The following is a 24967-nucleotide window of genomic DNA, read 5'->3' on the forward strand; positions in this document are numbered from 1 at the left end:
TTATTTACTTAACGAGGCATAGTAGTTACGGATATGCTCTGTTTCGCGATAGTTATTGCCCGTAGGCTCTTGTGTAGACGGTTTAGTCACTTGGGCAAGCGCGGGTGCACTCACACTAGCAACAGCACCTGCCGCACTGCCGAGCGCAAGTGCTTTTAACACTTGGCGACGACCCATGTCGGAAGCTTGCTTTTTCATATGGTCTCCTTGTTGATAAAAAGATGAGGCTAGTTACTGCCACCATCCGGTTTAGTTAATTTGCACAATCTCGTCTTCAACCGGCTCAAGGTCAGCACTACCTGGACAGTTCACCGGAATGTTTAAACTCAGTTGTTCAAATTCATTCGCTTCTGCCTTAAAAAAGGCAAGAGCAAGTTGCGCAACCGCAACGTAAAAATGGGCACTAGGCGTTTTGGCTAAATTTTCACAAAAACGAATAATCCAGCTACTAATATGGCGTTGATAAAACGCTAATTGTCGGTAACTAGGTGCTTCTAAAATAAGGCAGCCCATCACTTCGCATAATGCGGCGACATGATCTTCAGGCTCTTTAACGTTCTCTTCACGTTCAAACCCTAATTGCATTAAGTCACTGCGTAATGCCGCTAAGGGTTTATCCATAAGTGAACCGGTCATAAACCAACTGCCATAAGGCATAATTTCACCGCTGCCGACGCCCAGGAAAATGGCAAAATATTCATCTTCTAGGGTATCGGTATCACTTTTTTGTGCTGCTTGCTTCAATGCTATCCAGGCATCGCTCATGGCGTTGCCTTCTTCGACTTCTATGTCTAAATCAGCTAAAAACTGCAATAACTCGGCACTCGGCTGGCGGCGCATTAGCGCGGCCAACAACTGATAAATATCAGCTCTTAATTGGTCGTTTTCGCTTATTTGTCTCACTGTTTCTGTCATAGCAGATCTCTTATCGCAATTGCTTTTCTGGATCGTCAAGGATGTCTTCAAACATGTCTTTTACACGGCAATCGCCACACATTTTCAAACGCTCTATATTGGCGCTAAACGCACTGTGCGCGCCGACCATTTCGACCATTTTATGTATCATTGATTGGGTGGCAAACTCGCTACCGCAACGGATACACTCAAATGGTGGTTCTTCTTTTAGTATTTGGATTTGCTGACGCTGTTGTGGGTTGAAATTTATTTGTGGAATTAGACTAATGACCTTTTCCGGGCACGCTGCTTCACACAAACCACATTGCACGCAGTCTTGCTCTGTGAATTTAAGTGCTGGTGTATCTCCACCATCTTTTAATGCTTGGGTAGGACATGTTGCAACGCACGACATACACAAGGTGCATTTATCGCTATTAATACTCACCATTCCGTAAGGAATGTTCGCCAGAGGCATCACGTTAACAACCGCGGCGGCCTGGCTATTTAGATGGTCAATCGCTTGAAACAATAAACTGCGTTTGGCATTACTTGCAGGGGCAATATCCGCCTGATTAACAACCATTGGCATAATCACTGGCCATGCTAGGCTGATGGTTAATGCTGGCTCTAAATCTTTTAGATCTTCAGGGCTAATTAAGCGAATACGCTGTGGCTGTCCCATTTCATCTAAAATACGGTTGGCTAATGCCAATTCACCTTTGAGCATTTGCGTCAGTGTGGGAGCTGTAGCAGGGGTATTTAAAATCAACACTTCCCGAGCACCATAGGCTAACGTTGTCATCCAATGATCAATACTGGCAACGGTGATTTCTTCCATTGCCACAGGTAACACATCGCCGCTTAACTCGTCGCTAATAAACTGAGCACCAGCTTCATTGTCGTGAAATAACACCACGGGGGCGGTTTGCGCTTGTTGACGGTAACGACTAACTAACTTTTCAAGATAGGCATGCAAAGATTTTGGCGTAGGTAAATCATAACTTAATGCCCCTGTTGGGCATGCATTGGTACAACTGCCTGCGCCATGGCAAAGGTAAGGGTCAATTTCAATTTTTTGCGCTACGCTACTAATCGCATCAGCAGGGCAAAAGTTTAAGCATCGGTTACAGCCATTTAAGCCATGTTTGTTATGCGCACAAATGTCATGATTAACTTTGACGTATCTTGGTTTATCAAACTGACCCACTAAATCAGGAATTTGCTCAAGGGCATCTGCCAGTAATGCTTTGTCTTGGCCTACATAAAAATACCCAGGAGGCAGCATTTCTAAATTAATACTTGGGCTGTGACTTAGGTCGAGCACGATATCAAAGTGTGCTTGACGAATCGCCACTACACTAAGCTCGCTAATGCCATTATCACCTTCAACTTTTACCTGAAACTGACCTAAAAAGCCTTTGATACTGACTAATTTGTTGTAGTAGCTTTCAACTTGCGTGGCTGCATTCATTACCGCTTCAAGGTGTGCTTCATCCTGGCTAGTAATCGCTTCATTGGCCAAAATGACACAACTGTTCATGGTGGACAATTTGTCCGCCGCTAAACGGGCAAGATCTTCTGGGCCAATGACTAATACATTACCTTGAGTGGTATAGCTGACTGTTGGCGGGATCAGATTTTGTAAAATCTGGGTATTCGCCATTACCTGTTGCCGAGCTTGTTTCAGCATAGGCTGGTTTTTTATTATGCTCATTGCGTTCCTAATATCGGTTTTTGTCTCTGGTTAATCACCCAGGCTCACGGTGCAATTAACACTTTTTATTTATATCAACTCATCAAATCGACTGACTGCATACCCGATAACATATCAATATCATATCGGCTTAATACGGTCTGTTAGCCTTTAGCCTCATCACTGGCAAAGGCGGGCTCAAGTAGGTCATCATCCTGTACTTGGGCGTTAGCCGATAACGTTTCAGATTGTTGCGTAATCGCTAACGACTCATCAACTTCTGTAAATTCTGTTTCACTGCTTATGTCGGTTGTTACTGTTTCAACATCACTACCCATCTCGGTTTCAGAGTCTGCAAGTAACTCATCTTCTTCAGGATCTGTTTTTTCTACCACGTAACGAAACACTTTACTGGCCAACTCTGCTGACACTTCAGCAGACAAAATGGGTTGATTGGTGTAATCGAGTGCATATTCTAATAAGCCATCGATATGGCCGTATTGTGGTTGCTTCCATAAAGCACGCAGTGCTGCAGCCTTAGCGGTTGGATCGACATTTTTAGCCATAAACCGGGCAAAACTGCCGCCCACTTCAATGGTACTTGGGTCGGGTAACGGCTCTTCTTCAGGGCTAACATCCGTTAGTCCATCATCCAGTTCTGTTTGGGCTGTGGCGTCAGGTTGCTGTGTAAGCTCAAGCGACTCACTTGCAGTATCAAGCTCTTGCTGCTCAGCTTCTGCAGCCACTCGCTGGCGACGTAATTCCCAGCGACTCAATAATCCATCTTGGCTGCTCATTGCATATTCCCAGAACGGTTGGCACTTGGACCTTCATTTTTACGACGATTGACATGCTTACGGCGATGAGCGCTAATTTCTACTTCACCATGTCGAGTAATGAATGCTTCAATCCAACAGGCAATCGCGCTAGGCATTGGAATATTCAACACTGGCGTGTCTGACTCTAAGCAGCCGGCACTGACGTGTTGATCAGCAGAAATAATCGCGGGTATCCATGTACCATCACTGAGCTCATCGCACACTATGTACAACGTTGGGTTATCCATATCGAGATTAATGCGGTAGCTACCACGTTGATCTTTATAGAGTTCAAGTGGAATAAGCACGGCATTGTCGGGCTGAGGTTGTGTTGCTGGCACCATGTGCTCAAGCTCCCAGCGAACCGATGTCCAGCGCCCTGTTTGCACTTGCACTTTTTTAAGTGACACATACATTGGCCATATCTTATCGGTATGTTGCATATTGATGCTGACCTCAGGCTACATAAGCCACGTGTGATTGAATTGCTATACTTAGATAGAGCAAAATTGATGCCAACTAAAAAGTAAAATTAACTTTGAACTTGATCTCAATTTACCTATTAACAATAGGACATTATGTCCACACCGCAATAGCAACTGGGACATTAATACGCGTTAAAAGTATTGATTTGTTGAAGATTTGCGCTAGATCACGCTTAGGTAAGATGTTTTCAGTTTAGGGAATAATAATTGCTATGCTAATTAACCGATGAGGTAACCCAATGAGGCAATCGCATCTATAAAATACACTTTAAGAGGCTCACTTATGACCCAATCTGCTTCGGCAATGTCCTCAGCCCGCAAGCCCGTAAAATTTGTCAAAACAGCCACACAAGTTCCTTTAACTATTGCGGTTAAAGCGGTGGATGACCAAGGTGTTGTGGTCGATAAATTTGTCGCCTGTGAACGCCCGCTAACAGTGTATTTAAATTGGCGCCCAATAGTAACCTTAATGACATTAGGCGCAAAACCCGAGTCATTGACCATTGGTTATCTTAAAAACCAGGGGTTTATTAGCGACTTAAGCTTATTAGAGTCTGTAATTGTTGACTGGGAAGTGAGCTCTGCGGCGGTCATCACGCAAGAGATATCGGAAGATATTGAGCAAAAATTATCGGAAAAAACCGTGACATCGGGCTGTGGTCAAGGCACCGTTTACGGCGGTTTTTTGCAAGGTTTAGATGAAATATCACTACCCACGCCAGCCTTAAAACAATCAACAATTTACGCTTTACTCAATAACATTAATGCGTATAACGAAACCTACAAAAATGCCGGTGCGGTGCATGGCTGTGGGCTCTGCCAGCACGACAAAATACTCGCGTTTGTTGAAGATGTAGGCCGCCATAATGCAGTAGATACCTTAGCGGGAGACATGTGGCTAGAACAACAAACTGGAGGTGACAAAATCTTCTACACAACTGGCCGACTTACCTCAGAAATGGTGATTAAAGTCGCCAAGATGGGAATACCGGTATTGTTGTCACGCAGTGGTGTCACCCAAATGGGATTAGATTTAGCGATGCAGCTGGGGATTACCTTAATCGCACGTGCCAAAGGACGCCACTTTTTAGTGTATCACGGCAGCGAGACAATCGAGTTTGATGCCCTTAAAAATGATCATCCCTCCAGATAATGATGTGGTTAACCCCGTAACAAAGCCCATTGCTGGCGAAGTGTTGCGGGGATAAAACTCCACACCAAAATTCGCGTAATTTTGTTACCCTGAGTCATTTCAATCGTGCTTACCTCTGCCGCACTTAAGTGTTTAAGCAATTGATAACACGGCTTGAGGTTGTCAGACTTAGACACCAATGACGTAAACCACAGCACTTGGCTGGCGTATTCTTTACTTTGGTTGATCATGTTGGCCAAAAATTGCGCTTCGCCTCCATCACACCACAATTCGGCTTTTTGGCCACCAAAATTCAATTTAGGGTTTGCTTGTGCGGCGGTTAAATTGTGTGATGTATTACCGTGCTTTTGCTGTTGGTTTTTAGCCAAGTTAGTCACTTTACGTAACGAGCCTGCAGAGGCTTCGGCTAAAGAGCGATGAAAGGGTGGATTACACATGGTGACATCAACACGTTCATTGTCTGCAATAATGCCTTTAAAGATATGTTGCGGTGTCGATTGCAGCCTTAACTGTAAATTAGCTTCAATACTGGGGTTTTGCTTCGCAATATTCGCGACATTGTCAATCGAGACTGGATCTATGTCCGATGCGATAAACTGCCAGCCGTAAGTCTGAATCCCCAGCAACGGATAGATACCATTAGCACCAGTGCCAATATCCAAAACGCGGATATTCGGCCCATGCATAAGCGGTCCTTTTGGCGCTAATAAGTCGGCAATGTAGTGTAAATAATCCACACGACCGGGCACTGGCGGACACAAATACCCCGCTGGGATATCCCAGTTTTTTATCTTGTAGTCACTGAGTAATAAAGCTGAATTTAAGCACTTTACCGCGTCAGGATCGGCAAAGTCGATAGACGGATTACCATAGGGATTAGCACGCAAAAAGCCGCTTAATAATGGCATAGCCGCAACTAACTTTGCAAAATCATAGCCATGTAGATGGGCATTTCGAGGATGCAATTTTTTGGATATATTAACGTGATTCGATGCTTTATGTTGAGAGGATGACGAGCGCTTAGCTTGTTGCTTGGCTCGCCCAACAGGATTAGAACGCTTCATTAATCGTATAAATACTTAGTAAATAACAAGTTGACCACTATCGACTTTCCAACTTCTTGTTCCATTAAACGATTTACCGTCTCGTAGCACTCACGGCGGATTTCTTCACGACCAGACAATGATTTCACTTTATCTTCTGACTGATTACCTAAAATTTCGACGATTGCAGAACGTAAAAGAGGATCGTGATGCTCTAAACTCACCAAATCATTAGGATCTTTTACCATCAGCTCGACACTGATTTTAACAAAACCTAATTTTTTACGGTTAGAAATGTAATTAGTCACGATATCTGGCTCAAAACCATAATACGCATAATCTTCTACACCTTCATCGGCTGCGTGTACGTGGAATGCAGCGCAACATAATATAACTAACGTTGAAAGCCATTTTTTCATAATAAGAGACACTCCTAAAGATGTAACGTTAATTAAATCGGCCATGTTGCTCATACCTTGAGGCGTGTTTGGTTATTCACGACATGATAGACTATTGCTGTTGAGGTATATTGTAACGAGTTTTAGATGAACGTGACCAGTGTTAGCTTTCCATATGGTGAATCAATTCATTGGTTTTCGCCACAAAAAATCGATTCCTTACCAAATGACCAACTTAAAGACTGGTTATTAGCCACAGGCAGTTTAACTCAACGTCTCAAAACCCATTGCACTCATTTTGAAGTCAAAGTATTGGGCGAGCACTTACTCACACCTCTACAAGGTGAGTTTCCAAGCCATCGAGAGCCGGTGTGGATCCGCGAAGTCTTATTATGCCTTGACGGTACACCCTGGGTATTCGCCAGAACCTTAATCCCGCAAACTATTTTGGACACTACTCGAGACCAATTTACTCAGCTTGGTACTCGACCATTAGGTGAACTGTTATTTACCAGCCCAGATATCTCACCGGGCAGTATTGAAGTGGCACAATTTGAAACCTGCGGCCGCCTTGCTGCACTCGCTACCAGCTTAAATCAGCAAGTAAATGCCAGTTTGTGGGGAAGAAGACGTTACTTTAACTTGCATGACTCGCAGTTAATCGTTGGCGAGATTTTTTTACCCGCAGCAGTTGAGCGCATCAATAATCTCTAGCGGTTACTGATAGAGCTTCCACAAAAACGCCCATTCACAGTGTGATGGGCGTTTTGTTTACTACTGAAGAATGATTAGCTAACCTTTTATTATCCAGAGTTCAGGTTAGTTAACTCGCTTACGCAAAGTACCGCCTAAAACGAGTAACATCATGCTTAACCACCCTAAACTACCACCGCTACTGTTACTGTCAGTTGATGCAGTTGTTGTCGGTGTTGCCGGCGTAGTGGGTTTTGTCGTCACAGCAACGGTTACGGTAACATTTTGGCTCATGCTTGATTCATTACCTAATGAATCCGTCGCGACTAAAGTCACTGCGTAAGTGCCGCTTTGAGTGTAAGCATGGCTCGGGTTTTGTACTGTACTTGAAGCACTGCCATCACCAAAGTTCCATAGGTAAGTAAGCCCACCAAAGCCTTCGGTTGAACTGTTTGTCACACTGACACTTGCATCAGTTTGAAGCAAAGTAAATGCTGCCACTGGCGCAATAACTACCCTCACTGTTTTAGTTGCGGTAACCGTATTGCCGGCACTGTCTTTAACCAGCACGCTGACGTCATAATCGCCTGAGGTTGGATAAGTGTAACTTGGTGAACTTGCTGTACTGGTGGCGTTACTTACACCAAATGACCATGCATAGGTATAACCGCTGCCACCACTCACTGTGGCACTAAAACTCACTTTTGCCCCTATGACCTCAGCCGCAATATCTGCCGTTAAGTCTACCTCAGGCAAAATACTGCCATCGGCTAACGCAAACTCAACCGTTGCACTGCTACTGTCGCTTGCTTGCTCGGTAACCTGCATAGTTAACCCTAATTCAGGAATAATCATCCCGGCTTGCGGTTTAAGCGGTGCGCTGTAATCGCGGCTGTCATCAAATAATGACTCGGCATCTAAATGGGTGTCACCAGAATACGTACTTTGAGCATATAAGCTAAAGGCGGCATCGCGAACCTGAACCTCTGTACCTCTGGTGCCAATCAGATTTTGGTCTGCATCAATGACACCAATTAATCCTTCTCCAGGATGCTCTGATACGTTGTTGTCGTATTGGTTAAAGTTTTCTAACCACAGTAAAACGCCTGGTACGTATTTGCTGTAAGCCAACCCCGCATCAATACCCTGATGACTTCGTAATTGCACAATATAACGTTGAGCTTGGCCTGGCAGACTGTCATCTATTCGAGTAAACCCAGTTAAGGTTGCAACATCGCTCGCTTCAGCACCATCGACATAAAAAGCATTACCTTGGTTAGTGAGCTGAATATCATCAATTGCCATACCGTACTCGCCTACGGCTTCATCAGTTTTGTATACCACGCTGATTTGTACATTACGGCCAGCATAAACACTGAGGTCAAAACGTAAATCAACCCAATTGTCTGCCCCTGTTGACGTGACAATGTCGCCCGACTGACCACTAATGAAGTTTTTTACTGTCGGATAAACCGTATTATTGTTACTAGTATAGTTGCCTTCAATTGCGACACTGTCGACGAGCACCTGTACATAGTCAAAATCTTCTTCAATGTCCCAATGGGCTTTAAAGGTTAATGCAAGCGGCGTATCTAACGGTAATGTCACATCAAACGACAGGGCATTATTGAGCATATTGCCTTGGCCTGAATAATACTGATATTCCCCAGAGAAAGGAGCTTTAAACGGTACGCCTTGCGCAGGTAGCGCTATAGACAGTTGATTTACTGCGTCGGAATTAGTGGCGTGATTGAGCTGTACGGATGTGCTGCCACTAGTTAAATCGGCTAACGAAACATGTTGCTCATTAACCCACTTACCTTTGTATTTTTGCTGTAAATAAGACTTCGCATAAGGGCTAAAACCACTGGGTTGAGAACCTGCAATACTGCCAGTCCAACTACCACCAGACATCAACGACCATTCGCCAACGGGTGAACCATCGCCCAGGTTAGTGGTGTCGTATTCGTCAGGTAAACCTAAATCATGGCCAAACTCGTGGGTACACACCCCTGCTGCTGAGTCGATGGGCTGTACAGTATATCCAAGTACTTTTAGGCCTCGGCCCGGAATGCTGTAGCCATTTGTGTCTTGGTCAACATAGTATCTGTGCGACCAAATCGCATCGTCACCTAAAATACCACCACCGGCTTCTTCACCAATACTTGAGTGAAATAGCATCACGTGATCGATAATGCCATCGGCTTCATCGTAGTTACCATCACCATCTAAATCATATGGATCTTCAATATCATAACTATTGAGTTCAGTATCACTCATACCCACAATGGCTTTAACGACAGCTTCTTTCACTAACTCAGGTACCGCGTTGTCATCTTCATCTTCATTATTACCGCCATAGTATGCGGCGTTGTTATCTGCAGTTACCCAATCTTGTACCTGGCCAGTAAAATAAAAACTTTTGCCCGAAGCGGCCTGAAAATATTGATACGCAGATTGCAGCGTCTGGCTATTGGGGCCAGCAAAACCGGTTTCAGAAAACAGTAATTGTTGATAATGCGATGCCGGATAGCTGTTGTAGTACATGTCTGTATCGCCAACAGTAAGCTGATTCGCATCGTGCGGTAAATCAGGAAAGTCCACCAGCACAGCCAACACCTTGACTGTTTTAGTAATATCTTGGTCAGCCTGCACTTTATTATTTGCTGCTACATACTGGGCATTTTTTGTGCTTTTTTGCGCAGCTTGTTTAAGGCGTATTTGTTCAGCTTTGACTTCAATCGCCGCAGGTTTAAATTTAGCATCACGTCCACGGCTCACAAAAGCATCAATGGCGGCTTGTTTTTCTTGCTCAGTAGCGTCAACGGCCAGCTCACCACGTTTAATTAGCCAATACAGTACTTGCTGTTCGTTAATAAGTGCGCCATCTGCTGGCGTGCCCGTTTGTGGGGCCGCTAATGCTGAGGTACTGCAACATGCCAGCAATAAAGTGGATATAGCAAAACCTTGATATTTAGTTAACTTACTCATTACGACTTACCTGTATTGGGTGTTGGTTTGTGGCATTTTTCAAATGCTTTTTGGCGCTTGGTAATATAATCGGCAACCGTTTTGTCTATTTGCACTTGATCCATATCCTCGGTTATCAAGCCTTTAGCACGCAGGTTTTCAATTAATTTACTGCGATCGCGTATTGGTGGCATGCCACTTGGGCCACAGTCTTTGATCAATGGTTTTGTGGCTATCGCAACAGGTGCGGGTTCTGCGGTTGCTTGATGTTGGCACCCCTGCACACTCAATATGGCAAGCCCCAACAATAAGAAAATAGACTTCATAAATCACCCCAAACAATAATTACATGACATTAACAGCTGCAACTATAGGGTTACAATTAAAGTTAGACATTCTTTAATGTAAATGTGACCGTTCGATTAAAAAGTAGTAAATAAATCATTACGAGAGCTTAATAAAGCAAAAAACCGACTCATAAAGTCGGTTTTAACCGTGATTACAGTAGACTGGGATTAACCTGTGGTGTGGTTGATATAATTTGAAATGCCATCGAGCAGCATTTGCACTGAAATCATCACCAAAACCATGCCCATTAAACGTTCAACGGCGGTGAGGCCTTTTTCACCCAGTATACGAGTGAACACTTTATAAAACATTAAGATAAAGGCACTTAGCGCCCAAGCTGACACCAGCGCAATAGTCCAATCAATCATGCGGCTATTGTCGGTGTGTGCTAATAATATTAATGCCGCTAAAATAGACGGCCCAGCCATTAATGGAATGGCCATTGGGACAATAAACGGCTCTTCTCCCGCAGCTAAGCCGGCAACACCACCAGGTGATGGAAAAATCATTTTAATCGCAATTAAAAATAGAATAATCCCGCCAGCAATACTGACCGACTCGGAGCGCAAATTAAGAAAATTCAAGATAGCTTCGCCGGCGTACAAGAATGACAACATGATAATTAACGCAAATATTAATTCACGGATTAACACTCTGCGGCGCTTTTTAGGATCAATGTGGCGTAATATGGAGGCAAAAATCGGTAAATTACCGAGTGGATCCATAATCAGAAATAACATCACAGCAGCAGAAAAAATATCCATGGACAACTATCTTTTAATTTGTAAAACAATGGCGATATTGTATACCGAAACCGTTACAACAATCGACGTAATGACTCAGATATTCGTTTAATCTGTGTCCAACCGCGCTGCCGTCTACTGGTACTATGACCTATGACAGGCTATCGAGCATTGCTCACATTATCTGTTTTAAGTAAATTTTTCAGCTTGAGCGATTCGCACGCTACAACATAATTGAAAAATGTTATACTGCGTTGTTTTTTTCGATTGAATCCTTGGATAACATGCTCTATCTCATCGCTAGCTGTATCGCATTATTATTTGGGCCGCTTTTTTATCGTTACTTTTCATCGGGAAGTGGGTTACAAAAAGGCTTAGACGGTTTTATATTCGTCTCGCTAGGCGGACTAGTGCTCATCCATATTTTGCCAGAATTGCTCGAGCACGGTGGTTTTATCACGCTGTTTTTTGTGTTGCTCGGCGTTTGGGGCCCTACTGCAAGCGAAAAACTATTCCATCGCTACTCTAATATCACTCACAACATTACCCTCACACTCGGTATTGGTGGGCTATTGCTGCACACGATTACCGATGGCGGTGCAATGGTACTAGCACAACAAGAAGGCAACTCAACTCTGCTTGCGCTAGGCGTGATTATGCATCGCTTACCTGTTGGTGTGGCGATTTGGTGGTTATTAAAACCTCAGGTTGGTACTCGCTGGGCGAGTATTGTATTAGCGGCAATGATGGTATTAACCGCTGTAGGCTACTTTGCTGGTGAACACTTACTGACTCAATTGAGTTTAGAGAATACGGTTTACCTGCAAGCCTTTGTGACTGGCTCTATATTGCATGTGGTGCTACATCAACCTCATGGCCACCAGCAAGAAGACAAGCAAGGTAAATATCAGTATCAAGCGGGTATTGGCAGTTTATTGGGTTTAGGTTTGTTGGCGTTATTATTGTTAATGGATACCGGTGGTCACGAGCATGCGCATCACGACCATGGTTCAGAACAATTTGTGAGTTGGTTATTAACCATTTCACCTATTTTATTAGCCAGTTACGTTATCGCGACATCGCGTTTCGCGCTGGGTTTACGTCCGTCACACGCTTCATTAGCATTACGTTGGCTACAACGCCTTGCTGGACCTGAAGCCTTATTGGTTACCCTGTTATTACTGGGGCCATGGTTTGCGTTATATCAAACACTGGGATTGCTCGCGATTGGTATATTGATGACGATGACTCAAGTCAAGATTACCGACCCACATCCTGCTTTACCTGATTCAGCTTGGCGTTTTGGTTTTGGTCAATTAGTCGATAGAAGCGCGCCGTGGATTATACTGAGTTTAGTATTAGCCAATTTAATTGGTCACCCTTCGGTTCCATTAGAAAACCCTGCGCTGCAGGTGTTTATTTTACTGTTGGTCTTTTTACCAATGCGTTTTTGTAACCTCGGCACGGTTATTTTGGCCTTGGCGCTTGCTTATAGTGGTTGGAGCCAAATAGCAGTCGCATTTACCCTACTCGCAGCACCTGTAGTCAGTATTGGTCAATTAAAACTGATGAATTGGAAACAAGGTTTGATGTTAGGCGGGATTTTGCTGGCTTGCTTAATGGTGGCAGATCAAGTGACATTAAGTTCAACAAACACACTACATTTACCTGATATAATAAATATTATTGGCTTAGTGGCTATCATCTTACTGTTTGGAGCGAGCTTACTTAGGCTTGGTCCTCGACAGTTTTTAAGCCGCCTCATGATCAATATAAAAACGACGCCTCATCACCATGATCATACTAAAGGTCATGGAGATGATACTGGTCATAGCCACGTTAGCGGCCATAATCACAGTCACGATCATTCGCATAGCCACACTCATACAGCGAACAGTGATAATCAACATAAATAACCAGTAAATCGATTAATTTATGGTTATGATGGGGTTATCGTCCCTAAACGAGAAACCCCATGTGCATTTTGTTTGTTGCCATTGATACTCACCCAGATTACCCATTAATTGTTTGTGCCAACCGTGATGAATTTCATCACAGAGCAACAGAGCCCGCTTATCGTTGGGCCACGACACCAGCTATTTATGCTGGCCAAGACAAACAAGCAGGCGGCACTTGGCTTGGGGTAAATGAACTTGGGCAATTTGCGGGCTTAACCAATATAAGAGTGCTTGGCCAGCAAGATGGCGTTCGCAGTCGTGGTGAGCTCGTGGTCAACGCCTTGTGCACCAACGATATAATCCCTCAATGGCTTAGTGAGCACGCCATTAACTACAATCCCTTCAATCTTGTGTTCCAACAGCATGATGAGCTTTATTGCTTCAACAGTAAAACCTCACAAACCACCAAACTCTCATCGGGATTTCATGCTGTGAGTAATGGCGCCTTAGATGATGTGTGGCCCAAAATGGCCAAAGGACAACAAGCACTACAGCGTTATATTAATCAAACTGCCAAACCAGATATTGAAGCCTTACGCGCATTAATGCTCGACACCTCGCAACCTGAAGATAACGCATTGCCTAAAACAGGTGTTAGCCTTGAATGGGAAAGAAGACTCTCATCAATTTTTATTCAGCATGACGAATACGGTACCCGCTCAACCAGCATTATGCTGAAACACCGTAGTGGTCAAATCACGTTTTCTGAAACTCGCTATGACGGTAAAGCGCGCAATTTAGGCTCACAGCAGTTTACCCTCGGTTAACTTCAATATTTCAGCGTAGTAGACTGTGACGAGCACCTCATTATTCATAAAATTCCATATCAGTTACGACTAATGTGCCTGAGTTTGCACAGGCAACATTCATTTTTACAACCTAGATCAAGTTAATTTGTTTGTGAACATTGCATACTTCGCCTGTTGCTAATTTACCCCCGGAGGACACGCCTTGAAGCAGCCCACTCAGATTAGTTGGGATCAGTCGATGATCGAAAAATACAATTACAGCGGTCCCCGTTATACTTCTTACCCGACCGCATTAGAATTCGATGACGCCTTTACTGAGCAAGATTTACTGACATCGATTAAAAATAGCAAAACCGACAAATTGTCGCTGTATGTGCATATTCCTTTTTGTGCCAAGCTCTGCTACTACTGTGGATGTAATAAAATTATTACTCGTCACGCCCACAAAGCAGACCAATATATTGAATATTTAGCCGCTGAGATTGTTAAGCGCGCACCACTATTCAAAAACTACACTGTCACTCAAATGCATTGGGGTGGCGGCACACCTACATTTTTAAGCCCTGAGCAAATCCTAAAGTTAACTGCGTTGATTAAAGAACACTTTAACTTTGCTGAAGTGGGTGAATACTCAATCGAAGTCGACCCGCGTGAGATAGAACTCAGCATGTTAGACACGCTAAAAGAAGCCGGATTTAACAGGGTGTCTATTGGTGTACAAGATTTTAATAAAGATGTTCAAGTAGCGGTAAATCGCGAACAAGACGAGCAATTTATTTTCGACTTAATAGCCAGAGCAAAAGCGCTAGGATTTGTATCCACTAACGTTGACCTTATTTATGGTTTGCCGTTACAAACACCTGAGACCTTTGCTAAAACTATCGCGCGTATTATTGAGCTATCGCCAGACCGTTTATCGGTATTTAACTATGCACATTTACCGTCTCGTTTTGCCGCGCAGCGTAAAATTAAAGATATCGATATGCCATCACCGCAGCAAAAGCTCGATATGTTGCATCAAACCATTGAGTCGTTAACGGGTGCTGGTTATCAATTTATTGGTATGGACCACTTTGCAAAGCCAACCGATGAGTTAGCTAAATTACAAAATGCCGGAAAACTGCACCGTAACTTCCAAGGCTATACCACTCAGGAAGAATGTGACCTGTTAGGCTTAGGAGTTTCTTCAATCAGCCAAATTGGCGATTGTTATGCACAAAACCAAAAAGACATTCGCCCTTACTACGAATCAATTGACGCTAATGGTCATGCGCTTTGGAAAGGCTGTAGCTTAAACCGTGATGATGAAATCCGCCGTGCAGTCATTAAGCAAATCATTTGTCATTTTGACTTAGATATGGCCAAAATTGATGACACATTTGATATTCAATTTGAAAGCTACTTTGCTGAAGACTTAAAATTATTACAGACCTTTATTAACGATAAGCTTGTCGACATTACAGACCGCAAACTCACCGTTAGCACGACCGGTCGTCTACTGATCCGTAATATCTGTATGTGCTTTGATGTGTATTATCGTCAAAAAGCTCGTCAACAGCAGTTTTCACGAGTGATTTAATTGTAATATAACAAGTTCTGAACATAAAAATAGCCAGCATTTGCTGGCTATTTTGTTATGTCTTTTATAACTTTTAATTCAATGCTTTATGGCATTCAACTCAGGCTATTAAAACTCAGGTTATTGAGCTTTTTTGGCGTATAACGCTTTGCGCTCACTGTCAGATAAAAAGGCCATTTCAACGCCATTGCGTTGTAAGGTTGCTAATTGACTATCACTAAAGCCCATTTCAGACTTAACGACACGATATTCGTGCGCGATATCAATTGCGCTCACCCCTGGGTCATCGGTATTCAAACCAATTAACACACCCGCGTCTAAAAATTTACGCAGAGGATGCACATCATAGTTTGCGACAGTTGAGGTATGTAAGTTACTGGTTGGACACGACTCAATACCAATACGGTGCTTAGCAAGGTATTCCATTAATTTAGGATCATGAATAGCATTAACACCATGGCCAATACGAGTGGCACCTAAAACGTTAATGGCTTGCCACATACTTTCTGCACCCGCAGCTTCACCAGCATGTGCAGTAATCTGTAATCCAGCATCACGCACACGCTTAAAGTGTTCGGTAAATAAGTCTCCAGGGAAACCAAGCTCATCTCCCGCCAGGTCCATTGCAACAATGTTGTCACGATGAGCTAAAATACCTTCAAGTTCTAAACGGCATTTTTCTTGGCCAAAAGAGCGAGACATAATACCAATTAGCTTAATCTGAATGTCGTGCTCTTTAATACCGGCACGCATACCATCAATGACAGCTTCAACCACACCTTCAATCGGTAAATTATGATTCATCGCCATGTAGTAAGGGCTAAAGCGCAACTCTGCGTAGTCTAATCCTTGAGCAGCGGCATCGACGACGTTTTCGTAGGCAACACGCTTAACAGCATCTAAATCAGCTAACACCGCAACCATCCAATCTAGTTTCTTTAAGAAGTCGACTAAATTGTTTTCTTTACCTTGAATTTGCACAAAAGGTGCAAGCTCTTCTAACGAATTAGCCGGTAACTTAATACCATGTTGATGGCCTAATTCCCAAATGGTTTTTACGTTAACATTACCGTCTAAGTGACGATGCAAATCAACCAGTGGAATGGTTGTATCTATCATAATTAACCCCTATAAACTTACCCTGCCATTGGTTTGATTTTGTCGGTCAGAGAATAGTATTCAGTTTAACATGTATTTACATTATTTCTGATGACGATTGTTTTTTTCTGAATTCAGTCACAACATATCCACAACTGTGTTTGCGATGTGTTTTTTATGCTGAAATCGGGCATACTCTTAATCAACTAAAGCATACATACTGCCAATCTAAAGGACTTTTGATGCGCTTGCTTATCTTACCTGCACTCTTTGTATTCAGTTTATCAGGCTGCCAAGTTAATTCGACGCCACAATCTAACACAGAGACTCTTGATAACATCTCCGTTTCGCAAGCGATTGCAGAACAAGACTTGAAAGCAATCATCGACAAAAGTTGGACACTGACTTTAGCGTATTCACCAGAGCTTGCAGCCAGCTTGGGCAATGTTGAAGCGGCCAGTAAACTCGCCGATCTCTCGCCACACGCCTTAGCACAAAAGAATCAGCAAACACTCGAGTTACTCGATGCACTTAACAACCTAAATCGTACAGGTTTATCAAAAGAAAGCATCATTAACGCAAATATGTTGCAAGCGCAATTACAAAACGATGTCGATTTATATCGTTTTCATGATCATTATTTGCCTATTACCGCCGAAAGCGGATTCCATGCCTATATTGCTTCTATAGCAAAAGCTCGATTTAATCGCATGGAAGACTACCAACAATATATGGCTAAATTAACGTTGATGCCACGCTATTTTGAACAACAGACTGACTGGCTAAAACAGGGTCTGGCCAGTGGAATTACACCGGCCAAGGTGACACTAAATGGTTTTGAAGACAGCATAAGCGCCTTTATTGTCGAACCCGAAAAAAGTGGCTACTTTGTACCGTTTACACAATATCCAGATCACTTTAGTGCGGCAGAGAAAGCAGCATTAACTCAACAAGGTCTAGAACTGGTAACACACACAGTATTACCTCTGTATCAGCAGTTTTATGATTTTATGATTGAGCAGTACATACCCAATGCGCGTACTGAAATTGCCGCTTCAGCACTACCCGACGGCGCAGCGTTTTATCAAAATAGAGTTAATTACTACACCACTGTCGACATGAGTGCCGAGCAAGTCCATCAGCTTGGCCTTGAGGAAGTGGCCAGAATACGCGGCGAAATGGAGGCGATTATTCAACAGGTTAACTTCAACGGTAGTTTTGCTGAATTTTTACATTTTTTACGCACCGACCCACAGTTTTATCCTAAAACCGCAAATGAGTTACTTAAAGAAGCCGCCTTTATTGCAAAAAAAGCCGATGCAATGCTGCCTAAATACTTCGGTAAACTGCCTAGAACACCTTATGGTATTGAGCCGGTTCCTGCTGAAATAGCACCTAAGTACACAACGGGTCGCTATTCAGGCTCAAACCGTGATGACGAGCCTGGCTATTATTGGGTCAATACTTACGCTTTAGATAAACGCCCTTTATATGAGCTCGAAGCACTCACGCTACACGAAGCCGTACCCGGTCATCACTTACAAATATCACTGAATAAAGAGCTCGCTGATTTACCTAACTTTAGACGTTATAGCTATATTTCAGCATTTGGCGAAGGTTGGGGATTATATTCGGAATACCTCGGGCTTGAAGCCGGATTTTATCAAGATCCATACAGTAATTTTGGTCGTTTAACTTACGAAATGTGGCGAGCAGCAAGATTGGTTGTCGACACGGGCATGCATTCAAAAGGCTGGAGTCGTCAACAAGCAATAGACTTTATGGCCAGTAATACCGCGTTATCGCTGCACAATGTCACGACCGAAATTGATCGTTACATTTCTTGGCCAGGACAAGCCTTATCGTACAAAATCGGCGAGTTAACCATTAAACGTTTACGTGCTAAAGCAGAGTCAGCATTAGGCGCTGATTTTGATATTAGAGCTTTCCATGATGCGGTACTTGAAAATGGGTCAATCCCAATGTCAGTATTAGAGCAGATGATCGATCAGTTTATCGTGCAACAACAAGCTTTAATTAAAGTTAACGGCCAAATTTAACCGCGATATTTTACGCAACAAACAACACAATAAATATTAACAAGCTGGTTTATACATAATGCATTACATGAAATTTTCGTCGGAACTCAAATTAGACACCAGTGCTCAGCGCAATTTTTGGCTAGGCGTAATTCAGAGTCACTTTAGTACCCCAGATGGAATAAGTATTGCCTATGCATACATTCAACATCCAGATAATCACAAAGCGATAGTGATCAGTAATGGTCGTGTTGAATCTTATATAAAATACAAAGAATTAATGTTCGATTTATATCAACAAGGCTTTAGCGTGTATGCCTTAGATCACCGAGGTCAGGGTTTATCAGATAGGCTAACCCATAACCCTCACCAAGGTTATGTTGATAAGTTTAGCGATTACACAGACGACCTCAGTCAGTTTATTAATGAAGTCGTTATCCCAAATAAGCATTCTGAGTTGTTTATACTCGCCCATTCAATGGGGTGTACTGTCGCAACGGACTATATCCAGCAACATCCTGCCACATTTACCGCTGCTATTTTTTCGGCACCTATGCTCGGAATAAAACTGCCTTTTGCGGCAAAGACAGTCCGTTGGCTAGCAAATAAATTTGATAATAGTCATGTGATCGATGGAAAAGTGCATAGTCGTTATGTGCTAGGTGGCAGTGCATACCAAGCGGTGACGTTTAAGCGTAATCAATTAACGCACAGTAAACCGCGCTATCAACAATATCGTAATCAATTTGATGCCACGCCTAAAGCACAGTTAGGTTCGCCAACAAATCGCTGGTTACTCGAAGCAATGTCAGCTGCGCAGCGATGCATTGAATATGCTAAACATAGCCAAACACCTATTTTGATTTTACAGGCAGAAAAAGACAGCATTGTCTGTAACGAAGCTCAAAACCTTGCCCTAAGTAGTCGCTGTCATAAGGTTGTTATTGAGGGAGCTTTCCACGAAGTGTTTATAGAAACAGATATAATGCGCAATATTGCGTTGTCTTATACCATGGACTTTATGGCACAACACTCAAAGACAACTGGGTCTTAATTAACTGGATCATGTCTTCTTTATCTAGAGGACGGCTAATAATATACCCCTGGAACCAAGTACATTTTGCATGTGTTAATAAATTAAGCTGTTGTTTATTTTCTATTTGTTTAGCCACTACCGGTAAATTTAGTTTAGATGCAAATTCAATGACTGCATTTACAATATTAAATGTCTCAGGGTTATATTCTATTTCATCTAAATATACTGCAGCTAATTTAACCTGCGAAAATTTAATGCCTTGTAATTGATGTACGCCACACGAGCCACCACCAAAATCATCCATAGCGATATTGATGCCATGTCCTTGTAGTTCTGAAATTTTACCTCTAGCGTTATTAGAATTGACGGTAAATATATCTTCAGCTAATTCAAGCTGTAATAAAGCCGGTGATATTTGAGCCGCATTAATTCTATTCATTAAAACACTGACAAAATGGTCTTGATGAAAGTGTCTTGAGGAAACGTTTAACGACATGATGGGCACGGTTGATTGTGCTTGCTGTAAGGTATTAATCATTTCTAATACCTGATCTAAGGCCCAAAGTTCGAGTTCAAAAATACAGTCTGTCAATTCAGCAGCAGCGATAAATTTGGTCGGGCTAATAAAACCAAACTGAGGGTGATACCAACGCATCAACACTTCGACACTATGGACTCGTCCAGCTTGATCTACAACAGGTTGAAAAACCAATGACATTTGATGGTTACTGATGGCGTCCTTTAGCTCATTTTGCAATTTAAAAGGTTGAATTTGATTTTTATCTAACTGCGGTTCATAAATAGCACAACCGTTCGTTCGGCTGTCTTTCGCTTGCTCAAGTGCGCTATCTGCACGAGCTAATAATATTTGCGGTTCTAATGATTCAATACCATCAAATACCACTAAGCCGATCCTTGCTGAAATAGATAAATTTTGTTCTGAAATAGTAAAACCACGACCAATAAGTTGCCTTACTTCACTGGCTAATGCCAAAGCACGCTTATTAGCTTGATCAATTTCACTGCCCAAATTTTTAGCTAAAATAACAAATTCGTCTGCACCAAGTCGAGCCACTAAACCTGCGTTAGAGAAATTACCAGACAATCTAGCCGCTATCTGCATTAATAATCTATCGCCTAACTGCTTGCCAAGTGCATCGTTAATCAGTTTAAAATTATCTAAATTAATCATTAACAATGCCGAAAACTGGCCTGTACTGCGACTAAACACCTGTAAATCGTATAGTTCGTCTGCCAAGACTTCTCTATTAATTAAATCAGTTAAGCCATTGTGATTAATTTTATCCACGGATATACGCTGACTTTTTACATCACCAGATACATCCGTAATGGTACCAATAATTCTTAACGGCCTACCAGACTCATCCCATTCAACGATCTTGCCGCGGTCAAGAACCCAAATATAGCGGCCATCTTTATGGCGTAATCGGTGGACACTTTCATATTCATCTCGTTGATTATTAATATAGTTTTGCAAAGTATTTAATACTTGTTCTTTGTCATCTCTATGTAGGCGAGATTCCCATACCGAGTAATCGTTATCTAGTTCATAGTGTTGGTAGCCAAGCATCTCTTTCCAACGGTCTGACACAAACACATCACCAGTTGCAATTCCCCAGTCCCAAATGCCATTGCGTGTGCCCTCAACAGCAAATAGCCATCTTTGTTCTGCATCATTAAGACGCTTTCGACTGCGAGACAAACGACCTTTGACTAAATTGAGATAATCTCGGAGATTATTAATTTCAGTGGTGACGCAGAAAATATTATTACTAAAATCTGGATTATCTAAATTTTTTGCGGCATGGCTAAGTTGAGTTAATGGCCTAATTAATGCGTAATGCAATAGCAAACAAAATAGGGTTAGCACAAGAGCACCGAATCCCCATATCCCGGTAAATCTTTTTAATAGACTTTCTGACGCCTCAGACAATAGGTTGGCGATATCATATTCAAGATACACAAGCTCAGCGGCATTTGAGTAGCTAAAACGAGAATTAGAATTAAGCGGGTAATACGCTTGTATTGAAAGACGATCAAAACTGACATTGATATAAGGTTTACTGCTTGTTACTGATAAGCGATGTTGTTCTGCAGAATATCCCTCAAGCACATTTGTCGCATTGCTATCGCGCCAAATGATATGATTTGCATATTGGATTTCACTAGATGAATCCAAAATAACATATACCATCATATTTTGCTCAGTCGAAACAAGTGCAACTTCTTGCTCTATCCGCTCAAAATCTTGAGTCATCACAGCTGAATCAATAACATGGCGCATACGGAAAAGATCTTTTTGGATCTGCTCGGTCTGTCTCAATGCTAGCTGATCATTTAACTCTGCGTGCTCATAGAAATACTCCCCACATACCAAACCGAGGTAAAGGATAAAAAAACATAAAGGAACAAGCACAGATAAAGAAAATGTTGGCAGCCGAGGCAAAATAAACCCACCCAATAAAATAGATAAATATATGCTAGCGGTAATCTTAGCAATAAGTAAAGAAATAGTTATAGAACGCAACCACATAAACAGCATAAAAACTGTTTATTAATTAATAGCTTTTTACATTAAACAGCCATAGTTTATCGGCATTATCTGATTTGCGTTATCGTATTTACAATACCCCATATTAACATAATGGCCTTAGCGGAATTTGCGTTATTTAATAGCAAGTTGTTTGCTAAACATCAAAAAACACACCTTAAAAACCCTTTTAAGTATGCGTGTAAACTACAGACTGATAAAACTACATCTGTTGGATATAAAAATTATCACGACACAGTCGATAAAATTATACATAATAAATGACCTATTCTGGCAGGGGCATATTGGCCACACTGCGGCCTCTTTCTCTGACCATATTGACTAAACTGCAGACGTAAAAAAGCCCGTTGCGTTAGCAGCTGGCTCTTCCTACTCTTTCGAGTATCTCTTTTCAAAAAATTAGGCGCCTGGAAATGACTGATTCTCGTATGGGCATATCGGCCACACTGCTATCATGTTTCTTTCTCTGACTATATTGACTAAACTACAGACGTAAAAAAGCCTATTTTGTTAGCAACGGGCTTATCTCTACTCTTTCGAGCATCTCTTTTCAGAGAAATTAGCGCCTGGAAATGACCTACTCTCGCATGAACATATCGTAAGCGTCTAGCGAACCACACCTATTTTTTAAAATTCCAGGGTAACAAGCTATCGATATCGGGCTCTGGTTGGCACAGTTCATTAAGGCAAGACATGATGTAATCAAATGGGATGAGTCCATTAACCTTAGCGGTTTCCACAATACTGTAAAGGGTTGCACTAGCATGGGCACCGTTAGCCGTTTGACTAAATAACCAATTCTTTCGGCCTATCACAAATGGTTTTACCGCGCGTTCTGCTCTATTATTATCGATGCTGAGTCGTCCATCATCCACATAGCGGATAAGCTTGTGCCATTGATTAGCGAGGTAATTAGCCGCCTCTATCAGTTTGGTATTGCCCACTAAATTTGGCTGGTTCTGCTCAAGCCATGCTTTTAGCTTGTCCAGTATAGGCACACTGGCTTGTTGTCTTGTCGTGTATTTATCATCCACATTTTTATCTTTAACGCGTGACTCAACGCCGTACAATTTTTGGATAAGGCTCAATACCACATCTGCTTTGCCAGTTTTGTTTTTACCTTGTAGCTTTTTCGCGTCGATAAATTTACGACGAGCATGAGCCCAACAGCCGATTAAGGTTGCCTCTGTTTTGGCATAGGCCTGATAACCATCCACGTGTAAATACCCTTGATATCCATCAAGATAATTGACCACGCACGCGGCCGCGCGACTATTGTGGAAGTCGTAAAGCACGATATTAGGGATAGGATTATTCGGGTCTGGTGAATCCCGGCCTGAGCAATACACCCACATGTAGCTGTTCACTTTATCGGATTTCACCACTTTTAATGGCGTTTCATCGGCAAACAACGTGGGTTGCTTTAACAGCTCGGCTTTAAGTCGCGCAACTAGTGGCGCAAAGAGTGCGGCGGATTTGTCTATCCAACTGCTCATGGTCTGGCGACTGAGCTCAATACCGTATTGCTTAAACATCGCTTCCTGGCGATAAAGCGGTAACCCATATTGGTATTTACTGGTGATAAGTTGGCTCAATAAACTCGCCGTCGCAATGCCTTTGTTGATGGGCATGGCTGGCATTGAGGCTTGTTTTATCGGTGTCTGAGTCGAGGATTTATCACAGTGACGGCAAGCGTACTTAGGCCTAATGTGCTCAATCACTTTGATTTGAGCGGGTATAAACTCAAGCTTTTCTGACTTATCTTCACCCATTTTATGCAGCTCACCGCCACAACAATCACAGGTCTTATCGGTGATGTCGTGAATAACCTGCTCACGGGGTAAGTCTTTTGGCAGTGGCTTTTTACGGGTATAACTAATGGATTGTTGCTCTGCCTCAACTTCCTCAACAATCTCTTCTACTTCATTGAATAACTCGCCTTGGCCGACAAAGCCTTCAGCACTTTTGCCGAATTGTTTTTGTTGGGCCAGACGCCAGCGCTCTTCCAATGCAGCGATTTGCGCATCTTTTTGTAAAGATAATTGCCGCTCATTTTCGAGCAGTTTTTCAAGTTCAGCAATACGCTGTTTAAGGGCAAGTTCATTTTTCATAACGCCTATTTTAAGGCATCATGAAAGGCTTTCCAGTGCTAACTGAACATCTTTTGATGATCATCAATCGATCGTAATAATTAAAGTATTTGTTTACCTGCAACATCCATTTTGCTGTGACCAATCACATCATAACCTGCTAATAACCAGTGTAATTGCTGCTCGGTTAATGTCATGGTGGGTGACATGAGTTTAGGCCATTTGAACTTATGCTTATCTAAACGCTTATACCACAGGGCAAAACCGGTGTTATCCCAGTACAGCAGTTTGAGTTTGTCGCGCCCTTTATTACAAAACACAAATAGTGCGCCACTGAGCACTGGTAGTTCAAGCTCTGCTTCCACCAACGCCGCCAATCCATTAATCGATTTACGAAAATCGACCGCATCGGCACATAAATAAATGGTGGGCACATCAACAAACATCTTCATGCCATCAGCCCTTTAATAATGGCAATGATATCGTTCGTTGCTAAATTGGCTGGAAACATTAACTGGCCTGTGCGGATATCAAACTGCACCACATGTTGATGAGTTTGCGCGCAGACTTCAGTGGTGGTTTGTTTTACCTGAATAAAACGTGAT

At 42.5% G+C, this 24967-nt stretch carries 21 protein-coding genes; 7 read left to right on the forward strand and 14 right to left on the reverse strand.

Annotation, left to right across the window (positions count from 1 at the left end; all coding sequences use genetic code 11):
- From AC19MX_RS18350 to AC19MX_RS18370, 5 genes are all read right to left on the reverse strand, one after another.
- On the reverse strand, positions 1-198 hold the full coding sequence (locus tag AC19MX_RS18350) for a twin-arginine translocation signal domain-containing protein (protein WP_432404159.1): 198 nt from the start codon (positions 196-198) through the stop codon (positions 1-3).
- Positions 199-249: 51 nt separating this feature from the next.
- The gene (locus AC19MX_RS18355) at positions 250-915 is read right to left on the reverse strand and encodes a TorD/DmsD family molecular chaperone (protein ID WP_498299373.1); all 666 of its coding nucleotides are present in this window, start codon (positions 913-915) and stop codon (positions 250-252) included.
- A gap of 10 nt (positions 916-925) precedes the next feature.
- A complete protein-coding gene (locus tag AC19MX_RS18360; protein WP_498299374.1) occupies positions 926-2611 on the reverse strand; it encodes a 4Fe-4S binding protein in 1686 nt (561 codons plus the stop codon).
- Positions 2612-2754: 143 nt separating this feature from the next.
- The gene (locus tag AC19MX_RS18365; protein ID WP_432404168.1) at positions 2755-3387 is read right to left on the reverse strand and encodes a DUF3306 domain-containing protein; all 633 of its coding nucleotides are present in this window, start codon (positions 3385-3387) and stop codon (positions 2755-2757) included.
- Entirely contained in the window at positions 3384-3851 is a 468-nt protein-coding gene (locus tag AC19MX_RS18370; protein ID WP_498299375.1) for a DUF3305 domain-containing protein, read from the reverse strand. The genes AC19MX_RS18365 and AC19MX_RS18370 overlap by 4 nt, the downstream gene beginning before the upstream one ends.
- Positions 3852-4176: 325 nt before the next feature.
- Between AC19MX_RS18370 and AC19MX_RS18375 the strand changes: the two genes are divergently transcribed.
- A complete protein-coding gene (locus AC19MX_RS18375; RefSeq protein ID WP_498299376.1) occupies positions 4177-5046 on the forward strand; it encodes a formate dehydrogenase accessory sulfurtransferase FdhD in 870 nt (289 codons plus the stop codon).
- An 8-nt stretch (positions 5047-5054) separates the two neighbouring features.
- Here AC19MX_RS18375 and rlmF read toward each other — a convergent pair whose 3' ends face one another.
- Entirely contained in the window at positions 5055-6110 is a 1056-nt protein-coding gene (gene rlmF, locus AC19MX_RS18380) for a 23S rRNA (adenine(1618)-N(6))-methyltransferase RlmF (protein ID WP_498299377.1), read from the reverse strand.
- Complete coding sequence (locus tag AC19MX_RS18385; RefSeq protein ID WP_160055411.1) at positions 6110-6508, reverse strand: flagellar basal body-associated protein FliL; 399 nt, start codon at positions 6506-6508, stop codon at positions 6110-6112. Before AC19MX_RS18385 ends, rlmF begins: the two co-directional genes overlap by 1 nt.
- A gap of 126 nt (positions 6509-6634) precedes the next feature.
- On the opposite strand from AC19MX_RS18385, the gene AC19MX_RS18390 reads away from it, so the two are divergent.
- Entirely contained in the window at positions 6635-7201 is a 567-nt protein-coding gene (locus AC19MX_RS18390) for a chorismate--pyruvate lyase family protein (RefSeq protein ID WP_498299378.1), read from the forward strand.
- Between the two features lie 105 nt (positions 7202-7306).
- Here the strand turns inward: AC19MX_RS18390 and AC19MX_RS18395 are convergent, their stop codons facing one another.
- From AC19MX_RS18395 to AC19MX_RS18405, 3 genes are all read right to left on the reverse strand, one after another.
- Positions 7307-10171 (reverse strand): immune inhibitor A domain-containing protein, encoded by a 2865-nt coding sequence (locus tag AC19MX_RS18395; RefSeq protein ID WP_498299380.1) that lies wholly within the window; start codon positions 10169-10171, stop codon positions 7307-7309.
- Complete coding sequence (locus AC19MX_RS18400; RefSeq protein ID WP_498299381.1) at positions 10171-10476, reverse strand: hypothetical protein; 306 nt, start codon at positions 10474-10476, stop codon at positions 10171-10173. Before AC19MX_RS18400 ends, AC19MX_RS18395 begins: the two co-directional genes overlap by 1 nt.
- A 189-nt stretch (positions 10477-10665) precedes the next feature.
- Positions 10666-11262, reverse strand: coding sequence for a YhgN family NAAT transporter (locus AC19MX_RS18405; RefSeq protein ID WP_432404196.1), 597 nt, complete (start codon positions 11260-11262; stop codon positions 10666-10668).
- 263 nt (positions 11263-11525) lie between these two features.
- On the opposite strand from AC19MX_RS18405, the gene AC19MX_RS18410 reads away from it, so the two are divergent.
- The 3 genes from AC19MX_RS18410 to hemN all read left to right on the forward strand — a co-directional run bounded on the left by AC19MX_RS18410 (position 11526) and on the right by hemN (position 15527).
- Positions 11526-13157 (forward strand): metal transporter, encoded by a 1632-nt coding sequence (locus AC19MX_RS18410; protein WP_498299382.1) that lies wholly within the window; start codon positions 11526-11528, stop codon positions 13155-13157.
- A gap of 59 nt (positions 13158-13216) precedes the next feature.
- Positions 13217-13966, forward strand: coding sequence for an NRDE family protein (locus AC19MX_RS18415; RefSeq protein WP_498299384.1), 750 nt, complete (start codon positions 13217-13219; stop codon positions 13964-13966).
- 184 nt (positions 13967-14150) lie between these two features.
- Entirely contained in the window at positions 14151-15527 is a 1377-nt protein-coding gene (gene hemN, locus AC19MX_RS18420; protein ID WP_498299386.1) for an oxygen-independent coproporphyrinogen III oxidase, read from the forward strand.
- Between the two features lie 120 nt (positions 15528-15647).
- On the opposite strand, the gene add is transcribed toward hemN, so the two are convergent.
- Positions 15648-16646 carry an adenosine deaminase gene (gene add / locus AC19MX_RS18425; RefSeq protein WP_432404209.1) on the reverse strand — a complete coding sequence of 333 codons (999 nt, stop codon included), beginning with the start codon at positions 16644-16646 and terminating at the stop codon, positions 15648-15650.
- 221 nt (positions 16647-16867) lie between these two features.
- Between add and AC19MX_RS18430 the strand changes: the two genes are divergently transcribed.
- Positions 16868-18685 carry a DUF885 domain-containing protein gene (locus AC19MX_RS18430; protein WP_498299387.1) on the forward strand — a complete coding sequence of 606 codons (1818 nt, stop codon included), beginning with the start codon at positions 16868-16870 and terminating at the stop codon, positions 18683-18685.
- A gap of 58 nt (positions 18686-18743) precedes the next feature.
- Positions 18744-19718: an alpha/beta fold hydrolase gene (locus tag AC19MX_RS18435; RefSeq protein WP_498299388.1), complete on the forward strand. Its 975-nt coding sequence runs from the start codon at positions 18744-18746 to the stop codon at positions 19716-19718.
- Here AC19MX_RS18435 and AC19MX_RS18440 read toward each other — a convergent pair.
- From AC19MX_RS18440 to tnpB, 3 genes are all read right to left on the reverse strand, one after another.
- Entirely contained in the window at positions 19684-22005 is a 2322-nt protein-coding gene (locus AC19MX_RS18440; protein WP_498299389.1) for a putative bifunctional diguanylate cyclase/phosphodiesterase, read from the reverse strand. The genes AC19MX_RS18435 and AC19MX_RS18440 overlap by 35 nt on opposite strands.
- A gap of 887 nt (positions 22006-22892) precedes the next feature.
- A complete protein-coding gene (gene tnpC, locus AC19MX_RS18445) occupies positions 22893-24383 on the reverse strand; it encodes an IS66 family transposase (protein ID WP_498299390.1) in 1491 nt (496 codons plus the stop codon).
- Between the two features lie 80 nt (positions 24384-24463).
- On the reverse strand, positions 24464-24814 hold the full coding sequence (gene tnpB / locus AC19MX_RS18450) for an IS66 family insertion sequence element accessory protein TnpB (RefSeq protein ID WP_498299391.1): 351 nt from the start codon (positions 24812-24814) through the stop codon (positions 24464-24466).
- Between the last annotated feature and the right edge of the window lie 153 nt (positions 24815-24967).

The sequence above is a fragment of the Shewanella sp. MF05956 genome (assembly GCF_059758055.1).